General features: G+C 71.1%; 13 protein-coding genes. 5 read left to right on the plus strand and 8 right to left on the minus strand.

What is annotated here, in order from left to right:
- The first annotated feature begins 84 nt into the window (after positions 1 to 84).
- Both CKW34_RS16250 and CKW34_RS16255 read left to right on the plus strand, forming a co-directional pair.
- Entirely contained in the window at positions 85 to 474 is a 390-nt protein-coding gene (locus CKW34_RS16250; RefSeq protein ID WP_059382220.1) for a DoxX family protein, read from the plus strand.
- A gap of 84 nt (positions 475 to 558) precedes the next feature.
- Complete coding sequence (locus tag CKW34_RS16255; RefSeq protein ID WP_080968232.1) at positions 559 to 1,599, plus strand: NAD-dependent epimerase/dehydratase family protein; 1,041 nt, start codon at positions 559 to 561, stop codon at positions 1,597 to 1,599.
- Between the two features lie 7 nt (positions 1,600 to 1,606).
- On the opposite strand, the gene CKW34_RS16260 is transcribed toward CKW34_RS16255, so the two are convergent.
- Complete coding sequence (locus tag CKW34_RS16260; protein WP_059382222.1) at positions 1,607 to 4,963, minus strand: ATP-dependent helicase; 3,357 nt, start codon at positions 4,961 to 4,963, stop codon at positions 1,607 to 1,609.
- Complete coding sequence (locus tag CKW34_RS16265; protein ID WP_059382243.1) at positions 4,960 to 8,286, minus strand: ATP-dependent helicase; 3,327 nt, start codon at positions 8,284 to 8,286, stop codon at positions 4,960 to 4,962. Before CKW34_RS16265 ends, CKW34_RS16260 begins: the two co-directional genes overlap by 4 nt.
- A gap of 155 nt (positions 8,287 to 8,441) precedes the next feature.
- Between CKW34_RS16265 and CKW34_RS16270 the strand changes: the two genes are divergently transcribed.
- The 3 genes from CKW34_RS16270 to CKW34_RS16280 are packed head-to-tail and all read left to right on the plus strand — an operon-like array spanning position 8,442 to position 11,308.
- Positions 8,442 to 9,227 carry an alpha/beta fold hydrolase gene (locus CKW34_RS16270; RefSeq protein ID WP_174479616.1) on the plus strand — a complete coding sequence of 262 codons (786 nt, stop codon included), beginning with the start codon at positions 8,442 to 8,444 and terminating at the stop codon, positions 9,225 to 9,227.
- Between the two features lie 3 nt (positions 9,228 to 9,230).
- Entirely contained in the window at positions 9,231 to 9,557 is a 327-nt protein-coding gene (locus CKW34_RS16275) for an MGMT family protein (RefSeq protein WP_059382224.1), read from the plus strand.
- A gap of 14 nt (positions 9,558 to 9,571) precedes the next feature.
- Positions 9,572 to 11,308: an NTP transferase domain-containing protein gene (locus tag CKW34_RS16280; RefSeq protein ID WP_059382225.1), complete on the plus strand. Its 1,737-nt coding sequence runs from the start codon at positions 9,572 to 9,574 to the stop codon at positions 11,306 to 11,308.
- A 1-nt stretch (position 11,309) separates the two neighbouring features.
- Here CKW34_RS16280 and CKW34_RS16285 read toward each other — a convergent pair whose 3' ends face one another.
- The 6 genes from CKW34_RS16285 to CKW34_RS16310 form a co-directional block, all read right to left on the minus strand.
- Entirely contained in the window at positions 11,310 to 12,038 is a 729-nt protein-coding gene (locus CKW34_RS16285) for a sirohydrochlorin chelatase (RefSeq protein WP_059382226.1), read from the minus strand.
- Entirely contained in the window at positions 12,035 to 13,174 is a 1,140-nt protein-coding gene (locus tag CKW34_RS16290) for a uroporphyrinogen-III synthase (protein WP_059382227.1), read from the minus strand. The genes CKW34_RS16285 and CKW34_RS16290 overlap by 4 nt, the downstream gene beginning before the upstream one ends.
- Positions 13,171 to 13,605 (minus strand): nitrite reductase small subunit NirD, encoded by a 435-nt coding sequence (nirD, locus tag CKW34_RS16295; RefSeq protein ID WP_059382228.1) that lies wholly within the window; start codon positions 13,603 to 13,605, stop codon positions 13,171 to 13,173. Before nirD ends, CKW34_RS16290 begins: the two co-directional genes overlap by 4 nt.
- Positions 13,606 to 13,694: 89 nt before the next feature.
- Positions 13,695 to 16,211: a nitrite reductase large subunit NirB gene (gene nirB / locus CKW34_RS16300; protein WP_059382229.1), complete on the minus strand. Its 2,517-nt coding sequence runs from the start codon at positions 16,209 to 16,211 to the stop codon at positions 13,695 to 13,697.
- A gap of 30 nt (positions 16,212 to 16,241) precedes the next feature.
- Positions 16,242 to 17,696, minus strand: a complete 1,455-nt coding sequence (locus CKW34_RS16305) for a nitrate/nitrite transporter (protein WP_059382230.1) — start codon at positions 17,694 to 17,696, stop codon at positions 16,242 to 16,244.
- 122 nt (positions 17,697 to 17,818) lie between these two features.
- Positions 17,819 to 18,673 (minus strand): TIGR02569 family protein, encoded by an 855-nt coding sequence (locus CKW34_RS16310; RefSeq protein ID WP_026061392.1) that lies wholly within the window; start codon positions 18,671 to 18,673, stop codon positions 17,819 to 17,821.
- Positions 18,674 to 18,738: the final 65 nt, after the last annotated feature.

Raw genomic sequence — 18,738 nt, forward strand, 5'->3', positions numbered from 1 at the left:
GAGACCGCCCTCCGCCGTCGCGGCACCGGGCGGACCGCCTCGATACCGGATCGCAGCCTACCGCCGCGCGCTAGTCTGGCACGCATGTCCACGAAAGCGTCGCAGCGCTCTGCGATCCGGCTGGCAACTCTGCTTCTCGGCGTGGGGGTGCTGCACTTCGTGCGACCGGAACCGTTCGACGGCATCGTGCCCCGCGCTCTGCCGGGCGACGCCCGGACCTACACCTACGCCTCGGGGGTCGCGGAGATCGCCGTCGCCGGCGCGCTCGCCGTGCCCCGCACCCGGCGCCTCGGCGGTTCCCTGGCCGCGGCGCTGTTCCTGGCGGTCTTCCCCGCCAACGTGCAGATGGCCGTGACGTGGCTGCGCAGCCCGAAGCTCTCCCCCGTCGCCAAGGCGGTGTCGCTCGCCCGGCTCCCGCTGCAGATCCCGCTCGTCACCGAGGCACTGAAGGTCCGCCGCACCGCGGTTCGCTGAACGATCCACCTACTGTTCACCCGCGGTGATTGAGGTCACAGCGAGCGGGTATGCGTCGGTAAGGACACCGCACGTGGTCTGAAGGTGGTCGTCGTCGGCGCGACCGGCAATCTGGGAACCGGAATCGTCGAGGCGCTCGGGCGTGAACCCGACATCACCGAGATCGTCGGCGTCGCGCGACGACCTACGGAATGGACGTCCCCCAAGGCGACCTTCACGGTCGCCGACACCACCACCGACGACTTCCGCCCGATCGTGCGGGGCGCCGACGCGGTGATCCACCTGTCGTGGCTGTTCCAGCCCACGCACCGTCCGGAGGTGACCTGGGAGAACAATGTGCTCGGCGCGATCTCGGTCTTCGAGGCGGCGGCCGCGGAGAAGGTTCCCGCACTGATCTACTCGTCGTCGGTCGCGGCCTATTCACCCGGACGCTCGACGGATCGCGTCACCGAGGACTGGCCCACGCACGGGTGGCCGGGCGCCGCCTATCCCCGCGAGAAGTCGTATCTGGAACGCTTTCTCGACACTCTCGAACTGCAGGCACCGGAGACCCGCATCGTACGGATGCGGCCCTACTTCATCTTCAAGCGCGAATCGGCGACCTCGCAACGACGCCTGTTCGTCGGCCCCCTGCTCCCGGGCAACCTGCTGCGCAGCGGCCTGCTACCCGTGATGCCGCTGGTCGAGGACCTGCGAGCCCAGGTACTGCACACGAGCGACGTGGCCGATGCCTTCGTCCGTGCGACGATCCGGCCCGTCCGCGGCGCGTTCAATCTCGCCACGGAACCACCCGTGGACGGCGCGTTCCTGGCAGAGATGTTCTCCGCCAGGAAGATCCCCGTACCGCGCGCGGCGCTCCGCGAAGCCGTGCGGGCGGCATGGCACGCGCATCTCGTTCCGGCCTCCCCCGGCCTGCTCGACACCGTGTTGCAACTTCCGCTGCTCGACAGCACCCGCGCCCGCACCGAACTGGGCTGGGAACCGCGGTATTCGCCGCCCGAGATCCTCGAGGAATTCCTGTCGGGTCTCCGCGAGGGAGCCGGGATGCCCACCGCTCCCCTGGCGCCCGACACCGCCGGACGCCGGGCACACGAGGTGGCCACCGGTGTGGGGCAGCGCCCCTGAGTCCGCGTCACTCGCCCTCGGCACGCCCCCGCAGATTTCCTGCCTCGAGCACGAGGCGTTCGAGCATCGCCGCATTCGGCAGTTCCTCGGGTGCGACGGTGCGTCCGGTGCGGACGTAGTGGAAGGCCGCCCGGACCTTGTGCAGCGGCAGTTCGGCCGGTCGGCCGGTGAGCCGCTCGGTCCGCGCTGCCATCAACTGGGCCCAGGCGAGCCTGTAGGCGGCGAGCTGCACACCCACCGCGGCGAGCTTCTCGCCTTCCGGTTCGGCACCGGTCTTCCAGTCGATGACCGTCCAGCCTCCGTCCGGATCCTCGAAGACCGCGTCGATGCGACCGCGGATCACGGTGCCGCCGAGAGCCGTTTCGAACGGCACCTCGACCTCGACGGGGTTGCGCGACGCCCACTTCGACCGCAGGAATGCCTCCTGGAGCCGGTCGAAGTGCGAATCGTCGCCGTCCTCGTCGTCGGCACCGGGAAGCTCGTCGAGGTCGAGCAGACGCGTCGCGCCGAATCGGCGCTCGAGCCACGCATGGAAGGCGGTGCCGCGACGCGCGAGCGGATTGGGCCGGAACGGCAACGGACGACGCAGACGCGCGGCGAGGGCGTCGGGATCGGTGGCGAGATCGACGAGCTGGCTGACGGACAGCTGTGCGGGCAGCACCACCTCGGCGCTCTGCTCGGCGCGCTGTTCGCGTTCGGCCAGAAGCGCATCGACGTCGGTGGCCCACTCGTCGGGATCGTCGTCGTATTCGGTCGGGAGGTCGGTCCGGTCGAACTCGGCGAGGACCAGTGCCGCGCCGTGTTCGACGTCGGTGCGCCGGGCGCCGAGCGGGTCGCGCGGCCACAGCGCGCTGCGCGGTGATGCCGTGAGCGGGTTCTCCTGGTCCGGTTCGGGTTCCGGAGCCCAGTGGTCGATCGCACCGAGTTCGGGCCGAGCCGTGACGATCTCGTGCAGTTCCTCGAGGAACGGCGAGGGCCCCTTCGGTTCGGATCCGGTGTCGGCCCAGTGGTGGGCGGAGACGAACAGTGTTCGTTCGGTGCGGGTGAGGGCGACGTAGAACAGCCGGCGGTCCTCATCGAGCTTGCGACGCTTGAGCGCGTCCTTGTGGGAGTCGATGGCCCGCTCGAGCATCTTGCGATCGGAGAGGTCGTCGAGCTCGAGCACGGGCACACCGTCGGTGCTGCCCGGATCGTCGTCGGGCAGCACCCGGTCGCCCCGCAGATGCGGGGGAAGTTCGGTCGTCGAACCGAGCCAGGTCGCGGCGGCGGTGGACGACGGGAAGACCCCGGCAGCGACATGCGGGACGGCGACGACCTCCCATTCGAGGCCTTTCGCGGAGTGGACGGTGAGGACCTGCACCCGATCGGGGTCGACTTCCACCTCACCGGGCGCGAGCCCCTGCTCGATCTCCTCCGCCGCCGCGAGGTAGGACAGCAGACCGGGCAGGGTCGCGTTGGTCCGCCCCGCGTAGGACGCGACGACCGAGGCGAAGGCATCGAGATGCTCGCGGCCGGCGACACCGCGTCGGCTGCCCACGCGGGCCTCGGTCTCGATGCCGATACCGAGCACACGCTCGACCTCGGCCACGAGTTCGGTGAGCGGCTGGCCGAGCCGCTCACGCAGGGAGGTCAGCTCGCGGCCGAGCGCGACGATGCGCGCGTAGCCGAACTTCGAATAGCGGCTGCTGTCGCCGGGATCGGAGATCGCATCCGCGAGACCGGCCTGGTCGGCATATTCACCGGGCAACGCCGAATCGAGGGCGTCCTCGAGCGCGTCGGGATCGGTCACCGCACCGGCGACACCCCAGCGTCCCGCGATGGCCAGTTCCTGGGCACGCTCCCACAGTGCCTTCAGGTCGGCGGCACCGAGCTGCCAACGAGCGCCGGTGAGCACCCGCACAGCCGCGCTCCCGGCCAGCGGGTCCGCCGCGAGGCGCAGCATCGCGAGCACGTCGGCGACTTCGGGCGTGTGCAGCAACCCGCCGATGCCGACGACCTCGACCGGAAGGTCGCGGGCGCGCAGCGCCTCGGCGATCGGAGCGGCGTCGGCGTTGCGTCGGACGAGGACCGCAGCGGTCGGCGGTGTGCGTCCGGCCTCGCGTGCGGCGGCGTACTCGGCGGCGATCCGGTCGGCAACCCACTCGCGTTCGACCGCGACGTCGGAGTGCAGCGCGAGCCGGACGTCGCCGGCGGTCGCGTCGGGTCGGGGACGCAACCGGCTGACCGACACCCCGCGATCGCGCAGCGGTTCGGACGAGACGTTCGCCAGTTCGAGGGCCTGCGGCGGATTGCGCCAGCTGGTGAGCAGTTCGCGGGTGGGTGCCGGTTTGCCGTCGGCCGCCGGGAAGTCGGTCGCGAACCGCGGCAGGTTGGCAGCCGACGCGCCGCGCCAACCGTAGATGGACTGCATGGGATCGCCGACCGCGGTGACCGCGAGGCCGGGATCGGCGCCACCGCCGAACAGGGCGGCGAGCAGCACACGCTGGGCGTGGCCGGTGTCCTGGTACTCGTCGAGCAGCACGGCCCGGAATCGTTCCCGCTCACCGGCTCCCACTTCGAGGTGGTCGCGGGCGACGCGCGCGGCGAGCGACATCTGGCTGCCGAAGTCGAGGGCGCCTTCGCGACGCAACGTCTCGGACAGCCGTTCGACGAGCGGAAGCAACTGCAACCGCGCGTGCTGGGTCTCGAGGTAGCCGAGCAGGGTCTTCGACGGTGCTCCGCGCTGCCCCGGGCCGGGCGGGAGGGTGTGCACGAGCTGTTCGAGTTCGACGTGGGCGTCGCGCAGCAGATCCGGCTCGACGAGGTGCTCGGCGAGCTGACCGGACAGGGCGAGCACGGCCTCGGTCACCGATGCGGGACTGCGGTCGGTGTCGAGTTCGCCGTCCCACGAGCTGACCACGCGGTGCGCGACCTGCCACAGCTCGGTCTCGGACAGCAGCGTCGCCGACGGTTCGATGGGCAGCAGCAGACCGTGCTCGGTGAGCAGGCGACCGGCGTATGCGTGGTACGTGCTCACCTCGGGTTCGCTGCCGAGGATCCGCGCGCGCAACCCGCCGCTCGGATCGAGGTCGCGTAGGAGCGCCGATCCGGCGAGCTTGGCCAGGCGCGCCCGGATGCGGGCCGTGAGCTGCTGCGCGGCCTTGCGGGTGAAGGTCAGGCCCAGCACCTGCTCGGGTTCGACGAGACCGTTGGCGACGAGCCACACCACCCGCGCGGCCATGGTCTCGGTCTTGCCGGCACCGGCCCCGGCGACGACCAGCATCGGGCCGGGCGGGGCCTCGATGACGGCGGCCTGCTCGGTCGTCGGCGGCAACTGCCCCAGTGCCTCCGCGAGGCGCTTCGCGCTCACCCGTGGTGCACTCATTCCCCTGTCACCTGCCTGCCTTCGTCGTGTGCCGGGCAGCTCGACAGCACCGGGCAGTGCCGGCACCCGTCGTTGACCCTCGCGACGAAGCGGGGACCGCGGGTCGCGGCCGCCGCGTCGTGGATGATTTCCCGCCACTGCGCGAGACCGTCCTCGTCGAGGGGCGGCTGCACACGCTGCGTCGCACCTTCCTTGTTGTGCGGCTTCGCCACGAAGACCAGGCGCGCACCGCCGGGCTGCGACGCCGGTTCGCCCTCGATCGCGCCGGCCGCCGCGGCCACCTGATAGGCGGCGAGCTGGGCATGATCGCGCGCGGCGTCCTTCGACACCGGGTTCTTCGCGGTCTTGACGTCGATGACGACCGGACGACCGTCTGCGTCGCGTTCGAGCCGGTCGATGCGACCGCGGAGCCGCACGCGGGGCCGGTCGTCGGAATCGGGTTCGAGGATGCCGTCGACCTTGACCTCGACGCCGATCTCGGTGAGCTCTCCGCGCGTGCCCTGCAGCCACGTCGAGAAGGTGTCGAGCATGCGGCGGGTGCGTTCGAGCTCGCGGCGAGCGTACCATTCGGCGCCCAGATCGACCGAGTCCCACGCCTTTTCGAGGGCTTGATCGATGCGGTCGGGTGGGATCCGCCCGGCGAGCGCCTGGACGAGGGTGTGTACGAGCGTGCCGGTGACGGCGTGGCTGTTCTCGCCGTCGGATCCGCCGTGGCGCTCGAACATCCACCGCAGCGGGCAGGTCGTGAGCTGTTCGACCGTGGACGGCGACAATCGCACCGCGTCGTCGTCGGGATCCCACAGCGGGTCGGCGGTGCTGGGATCGGCCGTGCCGTACCAGTCGTCGGGGTGGGCGCCGCGCACCCCGGCGCGCGCGAGCCGCGCGAGTTGCTGGGCGGCGCGCTGCTGCCGTTCGGGTTCGGTCTCGGCGATCTCGGGATCGCACACCACGCTGCGCAGTTCGGCGACGAGGGCGGGCAGGGCCAGCACGCGGGTGCGGACCTCGTCGGGCACCGGTTCGGCCAGGAGGTCGTCGGACGCATCGAGGTCGTCGGTGCCGACACCGCGCAGTTCGTCGACGAAACGGGACCGGACCAGTTCGCTGTCGCCGCTCACCGAATCGACGGCGGTCACCAGAAGGTGGGTGCGGGCGCGACTGCACGCCACGAGGAACAGGCGCCGCTCCTCGGCGAGCAGCGGCGCGGTGCGGGAGAGCCGTGCGCCGGCCTCGTCTCCCCCGTCGACGCCGGAGACGGCGTCGATCAGGGCCTCGATGCCGAGCAGGGTGCCACGCGCCCGCAGGCTCGGCCACAGGCCTTCCTGGACACCGGCGACCACCACGACGTCCCACTCGCGGCCGGCGGCGGAGTGCGCGCTGACGACGGTGACCGCTTCGGATTCGGCGGCGACACGGGTGCGGGACGTGGCGGGGATCTCCTGCTCGGTGAGGTAGTCGACGAACCCTGCGATGTGTGCGCGGGGCAGACGGTCGACGTAGTCGGCGGCGGCGTCGAACAGGGCCACGACCCCGTCGAGATCGCGGTCGGCCTGCGCACCGATCGGCCCGCCCCAGGCCGACGCGGCGGCCCATCGACGTTCGAGTCCGGTGGCCTGCCATGCCTCCCACAGCACGTCCTCGAGGCCGCCCCCTCGCAGCGCCGCCGAGCGGGCCTTGCGCAGCACACCGAGCACCTTCTTCAGCGGTGCGGCCTCGACGTCGGTCAGCCCGCGGATCAGATGCGTGTTCTCGGCGGTGTCGTCGCCCTCGGTGAGCAGGATGCGCAGGAGTTCGGCGGAGTCGCGGTCGTTGCCCGACGCGAGCTCGACACGCCGCAGGCCACGCCGCAGTCTCCGCAGCGCGACCGGTTCGGCACCGCCGATGGGCCCGGACAGCAGAGCGAGCGCTTCGTCGCCTCCGAAGCCGCTGTCGGACACCGCGCGCAGCACGAGGAGCAGTCCCGCGACGCTGTGCTGACGGGCCAACGGGAGTTCGGAGGCGGCGGTCGTCATCGGGACGCCCGCCGAGAGCAGCGCGCGGCGCAGCGGCGCGAGTACCCGCGGCACGGAACGGACGACGATCGCCATGCGCGACCACGGCACACCGTCGACGAGATGGGACCGGCGCAGGGTGTCGGCGACCAGGGCCGCCTCCTTGGCCTGCGACGAACACACCGCCACCCGGACCTGCCCCGGATCGCCCTCCTCGACGCGGTGCCCGGCCATACCCCGGTGCGGCGGCAGGCCCGGCAGTCTGCGGGCGATGCCGTCGGCGAGGGATGCCACCTCGGGAGCGGCACGATGATTGATACCCAACACGATCCGACGCGATCCGTCGGCCTCGCCGAGGCTCTCGAGGAAGGAGGTGTCGGCGCCGCGGAAGCCGAAGACGGCCTGATCGGGGTCGCCGGCGATCGTGCTCGTGCGGGTGCCGGTACCGATCACGCGGACCAGGTCGGCGGCCTGCGGATCGAGATGCTGGGCGTCGTCGACGAGCAGGTGGCGGATCCGGCCGCGCTCGGCGGCCAGCAGATCGGGATCCGTCGCGAACGCCGCGAGCGCCGCGCCGACCAACTCGGCCGCGTCGAGTGCCGGAGCGGTGGCCTCCGGAGCTTCGAGACCGACGGCACCGCGAAGCAGCATCACCTGCTCGTAGCGCTCCGCGAAACGCCCGGCCGCGACCCATTCGGGCCGATTTCGGCGCTCCCCGAGCGCCACCAGATCCTCCGGGCCGAGACCGCGCTCGTTCGCGCGCAACATCAGGTCGCGCAGTTCGACGGCGAAGCCCGTCATGCCCAGTGCCGGACGCAACCGCTCGGGCCACATCCCGGCGCCGTCGTCGATGTCGCCGCGCAGCAGTTCGCGCAGCACGGCATCCTGTTCGGCGCCGGTGATCAGACGGGGCGGCGGATTGCCGTGCGCCGAGGCCTGCAACCGCAGCACCGCGAAGGCATAGGAGTGGACGGTACGGACGAGCGGCTCACGTGTGGCGCGGGGCACGGCGCCGTCGCCGAGGGCGATCAGACCGGCCGTGATCGCCTCGCGCACGGCGGTGGCGGACCGCCGCGAATGCGTGAGGATCAGCACCGACTCGGGATCGGCGCCGGAGGCGATGCGGTGGACCGCGAGGTCGACCAGCAGGGACGTCTTGCCCGTGCCGGGACCGCCGAGGACCTGCCACGGCCGCCAGCGGAGGGAGGGCGGAGCGTCGTCGAACAGCACGCGCACGTCGTCGGGCCACTCGCGGGCCACCGGCGCCTCGGCCGACCTGCGCACGAGGCGCGCGGCCGGGCGCCGGACCCGATCGGGGATCTGCGGTTCGGACATGCGCGAGACGGTGGCGGGCAGATCGGTGACCTGCGCCCGTGGTGGGTGCAGGTCGGGAGTGCCGGTATCGACGTCGAGCATGACCCCATCCCACCAGACGGGTACGACAACGTCCGGGAGCACACCGCGAGGTCACGACTGGGATAGTGGTCGGCGTGAGTGCCACGGAGCTTCTGCACACCCATCTGTTCGGGCCCGACGACGGACCGGAGGTCCTCGCCCTGCACGGACTCACCGGCCACGGCCGACGCTGGCGCAACCTCGCCGAACGACACCTGCCCCACCTGCGGTTCGTCGCCCCGGACCTGCGGGGTCACGGACGGTCGCCGTGGACTCCCCCGTGGTCGCTCGAGGCGCACGTCGCCGATCTGACGGCCGTACTGGACGCGCACACCACCGGTCCCGTCGCCGTGGTGGGCCACTCCTTCGGTGGTGCCCTCGCGCTGCATCTCGCCGCCGCGGTGCCCGACAGGGTGCGGGCGCTGGTGCTCCTCGACCCGGCGATCGGCCTCCCGGCCGACCGGATGCTCGAGATCGCCGACCTCACGCTCCACAATCCCGACTACACGGACGAGGCCGAGGCGCGGTCCGAGAAGGTCCACGGCGACTGGGGCGAGGTGGCACCCGAGCTGCTCGACGAGGAGATCGCCGAGCACCTCGTCGAACTCGACTCGGGGCGCGTCAACTGGCGGATCTGTGTACCGGCGCTGGTGACCTCGTGGGGCGAGCTGGCCCGCGAACCCGTCCTGCCCCCGGCCGGTATCCCGACGACCTTCGTGCAGGCCGGGAAGGTGCAGCCCCCGTACACCACGGCGGACTTCCGTCGCGATCTCGCGGAGCGGCTCGGAGACGACCTGACCCTGCTCGAATTCGACTGCGACCACATGATCGACCAGGCGCGTCCCGCCGAGACCGCCGAACTCGTGGCCCGGATGGTGTAGCCGGTGGTCACCACGGACGAGCAGATCGAGCGGGTTCGCGAACTCGTCGCCTCCGTGCCCGCGGGGCGGGTCGTGACATACGGCGACATCGCCGGCGCGGCGGGCCTGTCCAGTGCGCGCACCGTCGGCTGGATCATGCGGACCGATTCCGCCGACCTGCCGTGGCACCGCGTGGTCCCGGCCTCCGGACGACCGGCCGCGCACCTCGCACGCCGGCAACTCGCCCGCCTCGAACTCGAGGGCGTCCCGATCTCCGGCGACCGGATCGATCTGGCCCGTGCGCGGCACCGTTTCCCGCCGTACTCAGGCGATCACGAGCGGGACGGATGAGGCAGCATGAAGACATGAGCACGCTCACTCACGTCGAAGCCGTGATCGTCGCGGGAGGCCGCGCGACCCGCATGGGAGGCGTCGACAAGCCCGCTCTGACCGTCGGCGGCCGCAGGATGCTGGATACCGCCCTCGGCGCGGTCGAGGGATGCGCGCGGGTCACGGTGGTGGGTCCGCACCGTGACGATCTCGCCCCGCACGTGCTGCAGATCCAGGAGACACCGCCCGGCGCGGGTCCGGTTGCCGCGTTGGCAGCGGCGGATCCGGTCGCCGATCTCGTGGTCACTCTCGCCGCCGACCTTCCGTTCGTCACACCGAAGACCGTCGCGGCCCTGCTCGAGGCCCTGAACGAGGATGCGGCGGCCGAGGCCGCCTTCGCGGTGGACGACACCGGACGGGTGCAGTTCCTGCTCGCGGCGTGGCGGACACCGGCGCTGGCCGCGCGTCTGGACTCTCTCGGTGGGGACGTCGCGAACCGGCCCATGAAGGCGTTGTTGCCCGAGCGGTACGTCACCGTCGCGGTGTCCGAGGCGACCGACTGCGACACCCCGGCCGATCTGGAGGCGGCGCGCGCCGGATCCGCAACCGCCCGTGTGGCCACCGATCCCGACCATGCACGCAGGATTCTGCGCGAAGCGTTGTCACCCTTACCTTCCCGCACCGTTCCGGTCGAGGAAGCGCGGGGCGCCACGTTGGCGGCGCCACTCGTCGCGGCGGAGGCGTTGCCCCGTGTCCGCACTTCGGCCATGGACGGCTACGCGGTGGCCGGCGGCGGACCGTGGTTGTTGCGCAACGAGATCCGCTATGCGGGTGACGGTGGCTCGCTCACGCTCGGCGACGGGGAAGCCGCCCGGATCGCGACGGGCGCCCACCTGCCGGCCGGCGCGACCGCCGTCGTGCGCGACGAGTTCGTCCGCGTGGAGAGCGGTCTCGTCACCCGCCTGCCCGATGCCCCCGTGCGCGACGACGCGCGTCGCCGCGGGGAGGACTGGGAGTCCGGGACGGTCCTCGCCGGGGCGGGCACCGCCGTGAGCCCGGCGGTCGTCTCCGCGGCCGCCAGCGGTGAGGTCGCCGAGCTTCGGGTGCGCGGCCCCCTGCGGGTGCACATCGTGCTCACCGGCGACGAGATCCGCCGCACCGGCCCTCTGCGCGAGGGGCAGACGCGCGACTCACTGGGTCCGGTACTCCCCGACCTCGTCCGTTGGTGCGGCGCCACGGTGGTCGGTGAAGGACATCTCCGCGACACCGCGGACGGATTCGACGCGTTGTTCACGGGCACCGATGCCGATGCGATCGTCATCGTGGGTGCGACGGGTGGTGGCGCCGCCGATCAGTTGCGCGGTGCGCTGACGCGGGCCGGCGCGCAGGTGGTCGTCGAACGGGTGCGGTGCAAGCCCGGCGGATCGCAGGTCGCGGCGACGCTGCCGGACGGCCGTGCCGTGTTGGGACTGCCCGGGAATCCGGTGGCGGCGGTGTCGACCCTGCTGGTGATGCTGCCTGCGATCGCCGACGGCCGTACCCTCCGTACCCCGACGATTCCCGTGACCGCTCCGCTGGCGAACGCCTCGGAGGTCGTCGGCGACATCACGCGGTTGCTGCCCGCCCGCCAGGACGTGCAGGGACGGTGGCTGTGCGACAACACGATTCGTACGGCGCATCTCGCCGGCCTCATCGGACGCAGCGCGATCGCCGTGGTGCCGCCGGGAGCGGTGGACGGCGACCGCGTCGAATTGTTGCCGCTTCCCAGCTGATTCAGGCGCGGTGGCGAGCCGCTCCCACAGGAGCGGGGCGCAACGCGTCGACGGCGGAACGGTAGCGCCGGACCACGAGGTCGACGACGGATTCGGCGACACCGATCGGCGCGGCGACACCGTCGGCGCCGACCTCCGCCAGGCGGCGGTGGAACAGACCGTCGGCGAGAAGATACGACGCGACGAACACCCGACGTGCGCCGCCTGCACGGACCTCGTCCACGAGGGTCGCGACCCGCGGTTCTCCGGTGGCGATCCATCCGACGCGCACCGGGGTCCGCACGAGCGACGAGACCATGCGGGCCGTCACATGGACGTCGTGGCGGGCGCGAGGGTCGGACGACCCGGCGGCCGCGAGAACGACGTCGTCGCCCTCGACCCAGCCGGCCTGCCGCAGCCGCTCGACGAGAACACGGGCGAGAGCAGGGTCGGGACCGAGCGCGGGGGTGATCGTCACCGCGTCGTTCCCGCCGGCGGCGACCTCGCGCGGAACGTCGGTGTGCACGTGATAGCCGGAGGCGAGGAAGGCGGGGACGAGCACGGTCGGGCGGTCGGTGTCGCGCAGGACCTCCGAGGGCGACGGTCCGAGGACGTCGACGAAGGCGACGCGGGTGGGGCCGACGCGGGAGGAGACGGCATCGGCGAGCGCCGCGATCATGTCGACACCGCGCGGATTGCGGGTGCCGTGCGCGACGAGCAGCAATGCCGGGTCGGTGTGTGTACCGGTCATGGATGCATTCCTTCCGGGTCGACGGCGAGGCGGTAGCCACGCTTGACGACGGTCTGCACGATCGCCGGTGCGCCGAGAGCCGAGCGCACCCGGGCGACCGCGGTTTCGACGGCGTGGGTGTCGCCGCCACCACCGGGCAGGGCCGCGAGGAGTTCCTCGCGGGAGACGACGAGACCGGCGCGCGCGACGAGTGTGCGCATCAGGGCCATCCCGGCAGGGGGAAGGCACCGCACGGTGCCGTCGACGATCACGCAGCGCCCTCGCGGGCTGAGTACGTGACCGCCGGCCTCGATGCGCACGGCCCGCCGGGGCAGTTCCTCGGCGATGTGCCGGGCCAGCGAACCCAGCCGGGATCGGGTGGGCATGCTGACGGGTACGTCGAGTTCGGTGAGCGGTGCCGCGGTGACGGGACCGACGCACACCGCGGTGACGCCGGTCCGCAGCGACCGGAGCATCGGCTCGAGCCAGCCGGTCTCCTTGGCCCGCATGAGCATGGACGCAACGGCCGGTGCACTGGTGAAGCTCACCGCGTCGAGTCCGCGTTCGACGATCTGCTCGATCATCCGGTCGAGCGCGGTGAGATCCTCGGGGGCCGTCCAACGGTAGACCGGGACGGGCACGACGTCGGCGCCCGCAGCGCGCAGCGCCTCGCACACGTCGGTCCCGGGCTCCCATTCGGTGCGCTCGCCGTGCAACTGCACCGCGATGCGGCGACCGGCGACCCCCTCCTTCAGCAGAAGTTCGAGCACCTCGGCGGACGATTCCGAGGAAGGAGACCATTCCTCGCGGAGTTCGGCGGCCCGGATCGCGCCCGTGACCTTCGGGCCACGGGCGAGGATCCGGCTCGAGCCGAGTGCCTGCGCGAGGTCGTCGGCGAGTCCCCAGCCTTCCGCTGCACCCATCCACCCGCGGAATCCGATCGCCGTGGTGGCGATCGTGATGTCCAGGGGCTGCGAGACGATGCAGCGCGTGACGCGCTCGAGTTCGTCGTCGTCGGACAGCGGGATGATGCGGATGGCGGGGGCGTGCACGACCTCGGCCCCGCGCCTGGTGAGGAGCGTGGCGAACTCGTCGGCGCGTCGAGCCGCCGTCACGCCGATGGTGAATCCCCGCAACGGCGCGGTGTCGTCGCTCACGAACCCTCTCCGGTCGGACCCTCGTGCCGCTGGTCGCGCGGGACGAGGCTGTGGATCTGGACGACTCCCGCCCACACGCGCACCTCGTAGACGGGCAGACGCACCGACGGATCGTCGAGGCATCGGCCGTCGTCGAGGGAGAAGACCTGCTTGAGCAGCGGCGACGCCACGGTGGGTTCTCCGCCTCGGTCGCCCACGATGCCGCGGGACATCACCGCGGCGCGGCCGAACGGATCGAAGTTGCCCACTGCGCGCAGCGTTCCGTCGTCGAGCAGGAACAGGGCCACCTGCTCGCCGCCGCGCAGCAGCACGGCCACGCCGCGGCCCGGGATGAGATGGCTGAGCGGACAGGCCGAGGTCCATTCCAGTCGCCCGTCGAACACGCTGTCGCGCGTCGATCCCCCTACGGTATGCGTCTCGATGACGGTCATCGCTGTCCTCCTTGAAACTGCTGTCCTGAAGTTTGGGTGCCCGGTGTTTCGAGCGCGTTACCCGCTCGTTCCCTCGGGGTAAGCGGTGGTCACGCCCCGGTTCCGGGTCCGATGCCCGGCATACCCACGAGGACGGGGACCTTGCGGGGGCCGCTGTCGTCGAAGCGGACGGTGGGGTCGGGCTGCTCGGGCGCGTTGACGAACGAGACGAACCGCGCCAGCTTCTCCGGATCCTCGAGGACGCCGGCCCACTCGTCCTTGTAGCCCTCGACGTGCTTGGCCATCGCGGCCTCGAGATCGTCGGCGATCCCGAGCGCATCGTCGCACACGACCTCCTTGAGGTGCTCGAGACCACCCTCGAGTGCGTCGAGCCACGGAGCGGTGCGCTGGAGCCGGTCGGCGGTACGGATGTAGAACATCAGGAACCGGTCGATGTAGCGGACGAGGGTCTCGTCGTCGAGGCCGCCGGCGAGGAGCTGTGCGTGCTTGGGCGACTGGCCGCCGTTGCCGCACACGTACAGGTTCCAGCCGTTCTCCGTCGCGATGACACCGACGTCCTTGCCGCGGGCTTCGGCGCATTCACGGGCGCAACCCGACACACCCATCTTCAGCTTGTGGGGCGATCGCAGTCCGCGGTAACGCAATTCGAGGGCGACGGCCATTCCGACCGAGTCCTGCACGCCGTAGCGGCACCAGGTGGAACCGACGCAGCTCTTGACGGTGCGCAGCGACTTGCCGTATGCCTGGCCGGATTCCATGCCGGCGTCGACGAGACGCTTCCAGATCTGCGGGAGCTGTTCGACGCGGGCACCGAACAGGTCGACGCGCTGACCGCCGGTCATCTTCACGTAGAGACCGAAATCGCGTGCCACCTCACCGATCACGATGAGCTGCTCGGGGGTGCACTCGCCACCGGGCATGCGCGGCACGACCGAGTAGGTGCCGTTCTTCTGGATGTTGGCGAGGAAGTGGTCGTTCGTGTCCTGCAGACCGGCCTGCTTCGGGTGCAGGATGTGGTCGGAGTCGGTGGACGCGAGGATCGAGGCGACCACCGGCTTGCAGATGTCACAGCCGTGTCCGGTTCCGTACTGCGCGATGAGCGCGGAGAAGGTGCGGATGCCGGTGGCCTGGACGATCTCGAACAGCTCGGCCCGCGACTGCTCGAAGTGCTCGCACAGAGCCTTCGACATCTGCACACCCGACTGCGCGAGCAGCTGCTTGATACTCGGGAGGCAGCCGCCGCAGGTGGTACCGGCACTCGTGCACGACTTGATCTGCGCGATGTCGCAGGCGCCCTCGGAGATCGCGCCGCAGATCGCGCCCTTGGTGACACCGTTGCACGAGCACACCTCGGCGTCGTCGGGCAGCGCGCCGGCGCCCGGCTTCTCCCCCACCGGGGAGATCAGCGTGGCCGGATCACCCGGCAGTTCGCGGCCCACCAGCGGTCGCAGCGTGCCGTAGGCGGAGGCGTCGCCGACGAGGATGCCACCGAGCAGGGTCTTCGCGTCGTCGGAGACGACGAGCTTGGCGTAGGTGCCCTTCGCGGAGTCGGACAGCACGACCTCGAGGGCGCCGGGCGTCGTCGCGTGGGCGTCGCCGAAGCTCGCGACGTCCACGCCGAGCAGCTTGAGCTTGGTGGACAGGTCGGCGCCGGGGAACTCGGCGGTGCCGCCGACGAGCCGGTCGGCGACGACCTCGGCGGTGCTGTAGCCGGGGGCGACGAGTCCGTAGCAGGTGCCCTCGACGGCTGCGCATTCACCGATGGCGTAGACGGCCTCGTCCGAGGTGCTCCGGCAGGTGCGGTCGGTGAGCACACCGCCGCGGCCGCCGAGTTCGAGTCCGGCCTCGCGGGCGAGTTCGTCCTGGGGACGGATGCCGGCGGAGAAGATCACGAGCCCGGCCTCGAGGACGGAGCCGTCGGACAGGGTCACCTGGAGCGCCTCAGATCCGGCCTCGATCTTCTCGGTGCCCACACCGGTGTGGGTGACGAGGCCGAGGTCGGTGACGAGACGGTCGAGGACACGGCCGCCGCCCTCGTCGACCTGGGCGGGCATGAGCCGGTTGTTGTACTCGACGACGTGCGGGGTCACGCCCAGCAGGCGCAGCGCGTTGGCGGCCTCGAGTCCGAGCAGGCCACCACCGATGACGATGCCGGCGAGGCCGGCGGCCTTGGCGCGTTCGGCGGCGGCGCGGATACCGTCGAGATCGTCGAGCGTGCGGTAGACGAAGCAGCCGGGCAGGTCGTGGCCGGGCACCGGGGGCACGAAGGGGTACGAGCCGGTCGCGAGGACGAGGCTGTCGTAAGGCAGAACGTCGCCGCCGGCGGTGGTGACGGTGCGGGCCGCGCGGTCGATTCCCACGGCGCGGGTGCCGACACGCAGGTCGACGAGATCGTCTGCTGCGTAGTCGTTTCCGGCGAGGGCGAGTTCCTTGCGGTCCCAGGCTCCGACGTAGGACGACAGTCCCACGCGGTCGTAGGCGGCGTCGGCCTCCTCGCCGAGCACGGTCACCGACCAGCTGTTCTGCTCGTCGCGGACGCGAAGGGCTTCGACGAAGCGGTGGGCGACCATTCCGTGTCCGACGACGACGACGTTCTTGCGGCTCATGATGTTCTCTTTCTTCGTGCCGGGGATCGGTCAGACTGCGACGCGGGCCGGGGCGGGAGCCTCGGTGGACGGCTCGCTCGTGGGGGTGGTGTGGGGGCGGCGGAGGAAGACGAACCAGGTGACCGCGATGCACACGAGGTAGAAGATCGCGAAGACCCAGAAGGCCATCGTCGCGGACTGCGCCTCGCCGCCGTAGGAGGCACGGAAGACCAGGTTGATGCCGACGCCGCCGAGTCCGCCGATGGCACCGGCGAAGCCGATGAGGGCACCGGACATGCTGCGCGACCAGGCGGCCTTCTCGTCGCGATCCAGTTCGTCGAGATCCTGCGCACGGGCCTCGAAGATGGACGGGATCATCTTGTAGACCGAGCCGTTGCCGAGCCCGGAGAGCAGGAACAGGGCGATGAAGCCGAGCACCATGGCGGTCAGTACGCCGCCGGTCGCGGCGCCGGTGGTGCGGTCGTCGAGGGTGCCGGCGACGATGAGCACCGCGGCGGCCAGGGCCATCGCGACGAAGGTGTAGAGGGTGATCTTCCCGCCGCCGATGCGGTCGGCGAGCTTTCCGCCGAGCGGGCGCGAGATGGATCCGAGGAGCGGGCCGATGAAGGCGATCTGCGCGGCGTGCAGGGCGGCCTGGGCGGGGGTGTCGCCGCCGGCGAGGAAGTTGATCTGCAGGACCTGCCCGAAGGCGAAGCTGAAGCCGATGAACGAACCGAAGGTGCCGATGTAGAGGAAGGAGATGATCCACGAGTCGCGGAACTTCAGTGCGGTGCCCATGGCCCGCAGGTCGGCCTTCTGGTCACGGAGGTTGTCCATGAACAGTGCGGCGCCGAGCGCGGCGACGGCGCACAGGACCAGGTAGACCGCGCACACGATCCAGGGCTCGGTGTTACCGACGGTGGCGATGACGAGCAGGCCGATCAGCTGGACGGCCGGGACACCGATGTTTCCGCCACCGGCGTTGAGTCCGAGGGCCCAGCCCTTCAGGCGCTGCGGGTAGAAGGCGTTGATGTTGGTCATCGACGACGCGAAGTTTCCGCCGCCGACGCCGGCGAGCGCCGCGACCAGCATGAACGTGGTGTAGGAGTGGCCCGGGTTCAGCATCAGGTACAGCGCACCGATGGTGGGGATCAGCAGTACCAGGGCGCTGAAGATGGTCCAGTTACGGCCACCGAAGCGGGCGGTGGCGACGGTGTAGGGAATGCGGAGGATCGCGCCGACGAGTGTGGGGACCGCAACCAGGAAGAACTTGCCGGCGGCGTCGATGCCGTACACCTCGGTGGGCATGAACAGCACCATGACCGACCAGATCGACCAGACGGAGAAGCCGACGTGTTCGGCGATCACCGACCAGATCAGGTTGCGCTTGGCGACCTGCTTACCGCCGGCCTCCCACGCCTCCACATCCTCGGCGTCCCACCGATCGATGTTGTGGTTGCGTCCGAATTTGTCTCTGAGACTTTCATTTTCGATGAAGGTCGTCATCGCCGTTCCTCCTCGGGTCCGTGTTGATCCCAAAGGTAGGAAACGGGTGTTGCTACGGTGCTGCCCGCGGTGACCGTCGCGTCAAGAGTTGCTCACCCCGGCCCCGGCCGCCCTGTGAGGTGTTACAGGAGGAACCGCACGAGGTCGGCGGTGTGCGCCAGGCCCGGGAAGGCGTCCTCGGTCGAGCGCGGGTGCAGCGCGTGCACGGCCAGCCGGAAGATCACCGCGCGCAGCAGCATCTGCGGCCATTCCGGCAGATCCTCCCAGCGGCCGATGAGTCCTTCGTCGGCCCCGCCCCACGACAGCGCGTCGACGACGGCGACGGCGGCCGCCCACGAGGCCGGACGCCAATAGGGAGTGATGTCGGTCAGGCCGGGCGCCGCACGCCCGGCGAACAGGACCGTGCCGAACAGGTCGCCGTGGACGAGCTGATCGGGCAGGTGCACGGGCTTGCGGAAGGTCGCGAGCTGGTTGATCAGGTCGAGACTCTTGCGGCCGTCGGGGGTCACCGTCTCGGGCGCCCCCGCCGCGCGGGCGCTGCGCAGGGGCACGGTCTCCCAGGCCGCGCGGTCGGCAGCGACGAAGACGTCGACGTCCTCCCAGGGTGCGACGGGTGGCTGCATGAGGAAACGGGGACGTTCGAGCTGCGCGGTGGCGGTGTGCAGCCGCAGCGACAGCGAGACCACTTCGTCGTGCCGGGGCTCGGACGTGCCGACGATGTAGGTGTCGGCGCGCCATCCGGAGACCACGTAGCGACCGTCGGTGGACCGCACCGGGCGGGCCAGCCGCACGCCGTCGACGGTCAGGGTCTCCCGCACTTTGGCGGACCAGGCCGCGCGGGCGTGATCGGCGACTCGGGACAGCACGACGTCCCCACACCGGAAGCCTCCGTCCCAGTCGGGTCCGAGCGGGACCGGTTCGACATCACGGAGACCGAATGTGGAGCACACGTGCTGAGGCGGTTCGGGTGAGCTCACGACGCTCAACCTACCTCCGCAAACCGCCCGGATCGGGAAGGCACTCCGCTGTTTCAGGTCACAAC

This window comes from Rhodococcus rhodochrous, assembly GCF_900187265.1.
In the GTDB taxonomy this organism is placed as follows: domain Bacteria; phylum Actinomycetota; class Actinomycetes; order Mycobacteriales; family Mycobacteriaceae; genus Rhodococcus; species Rhodococcus rhodochrous.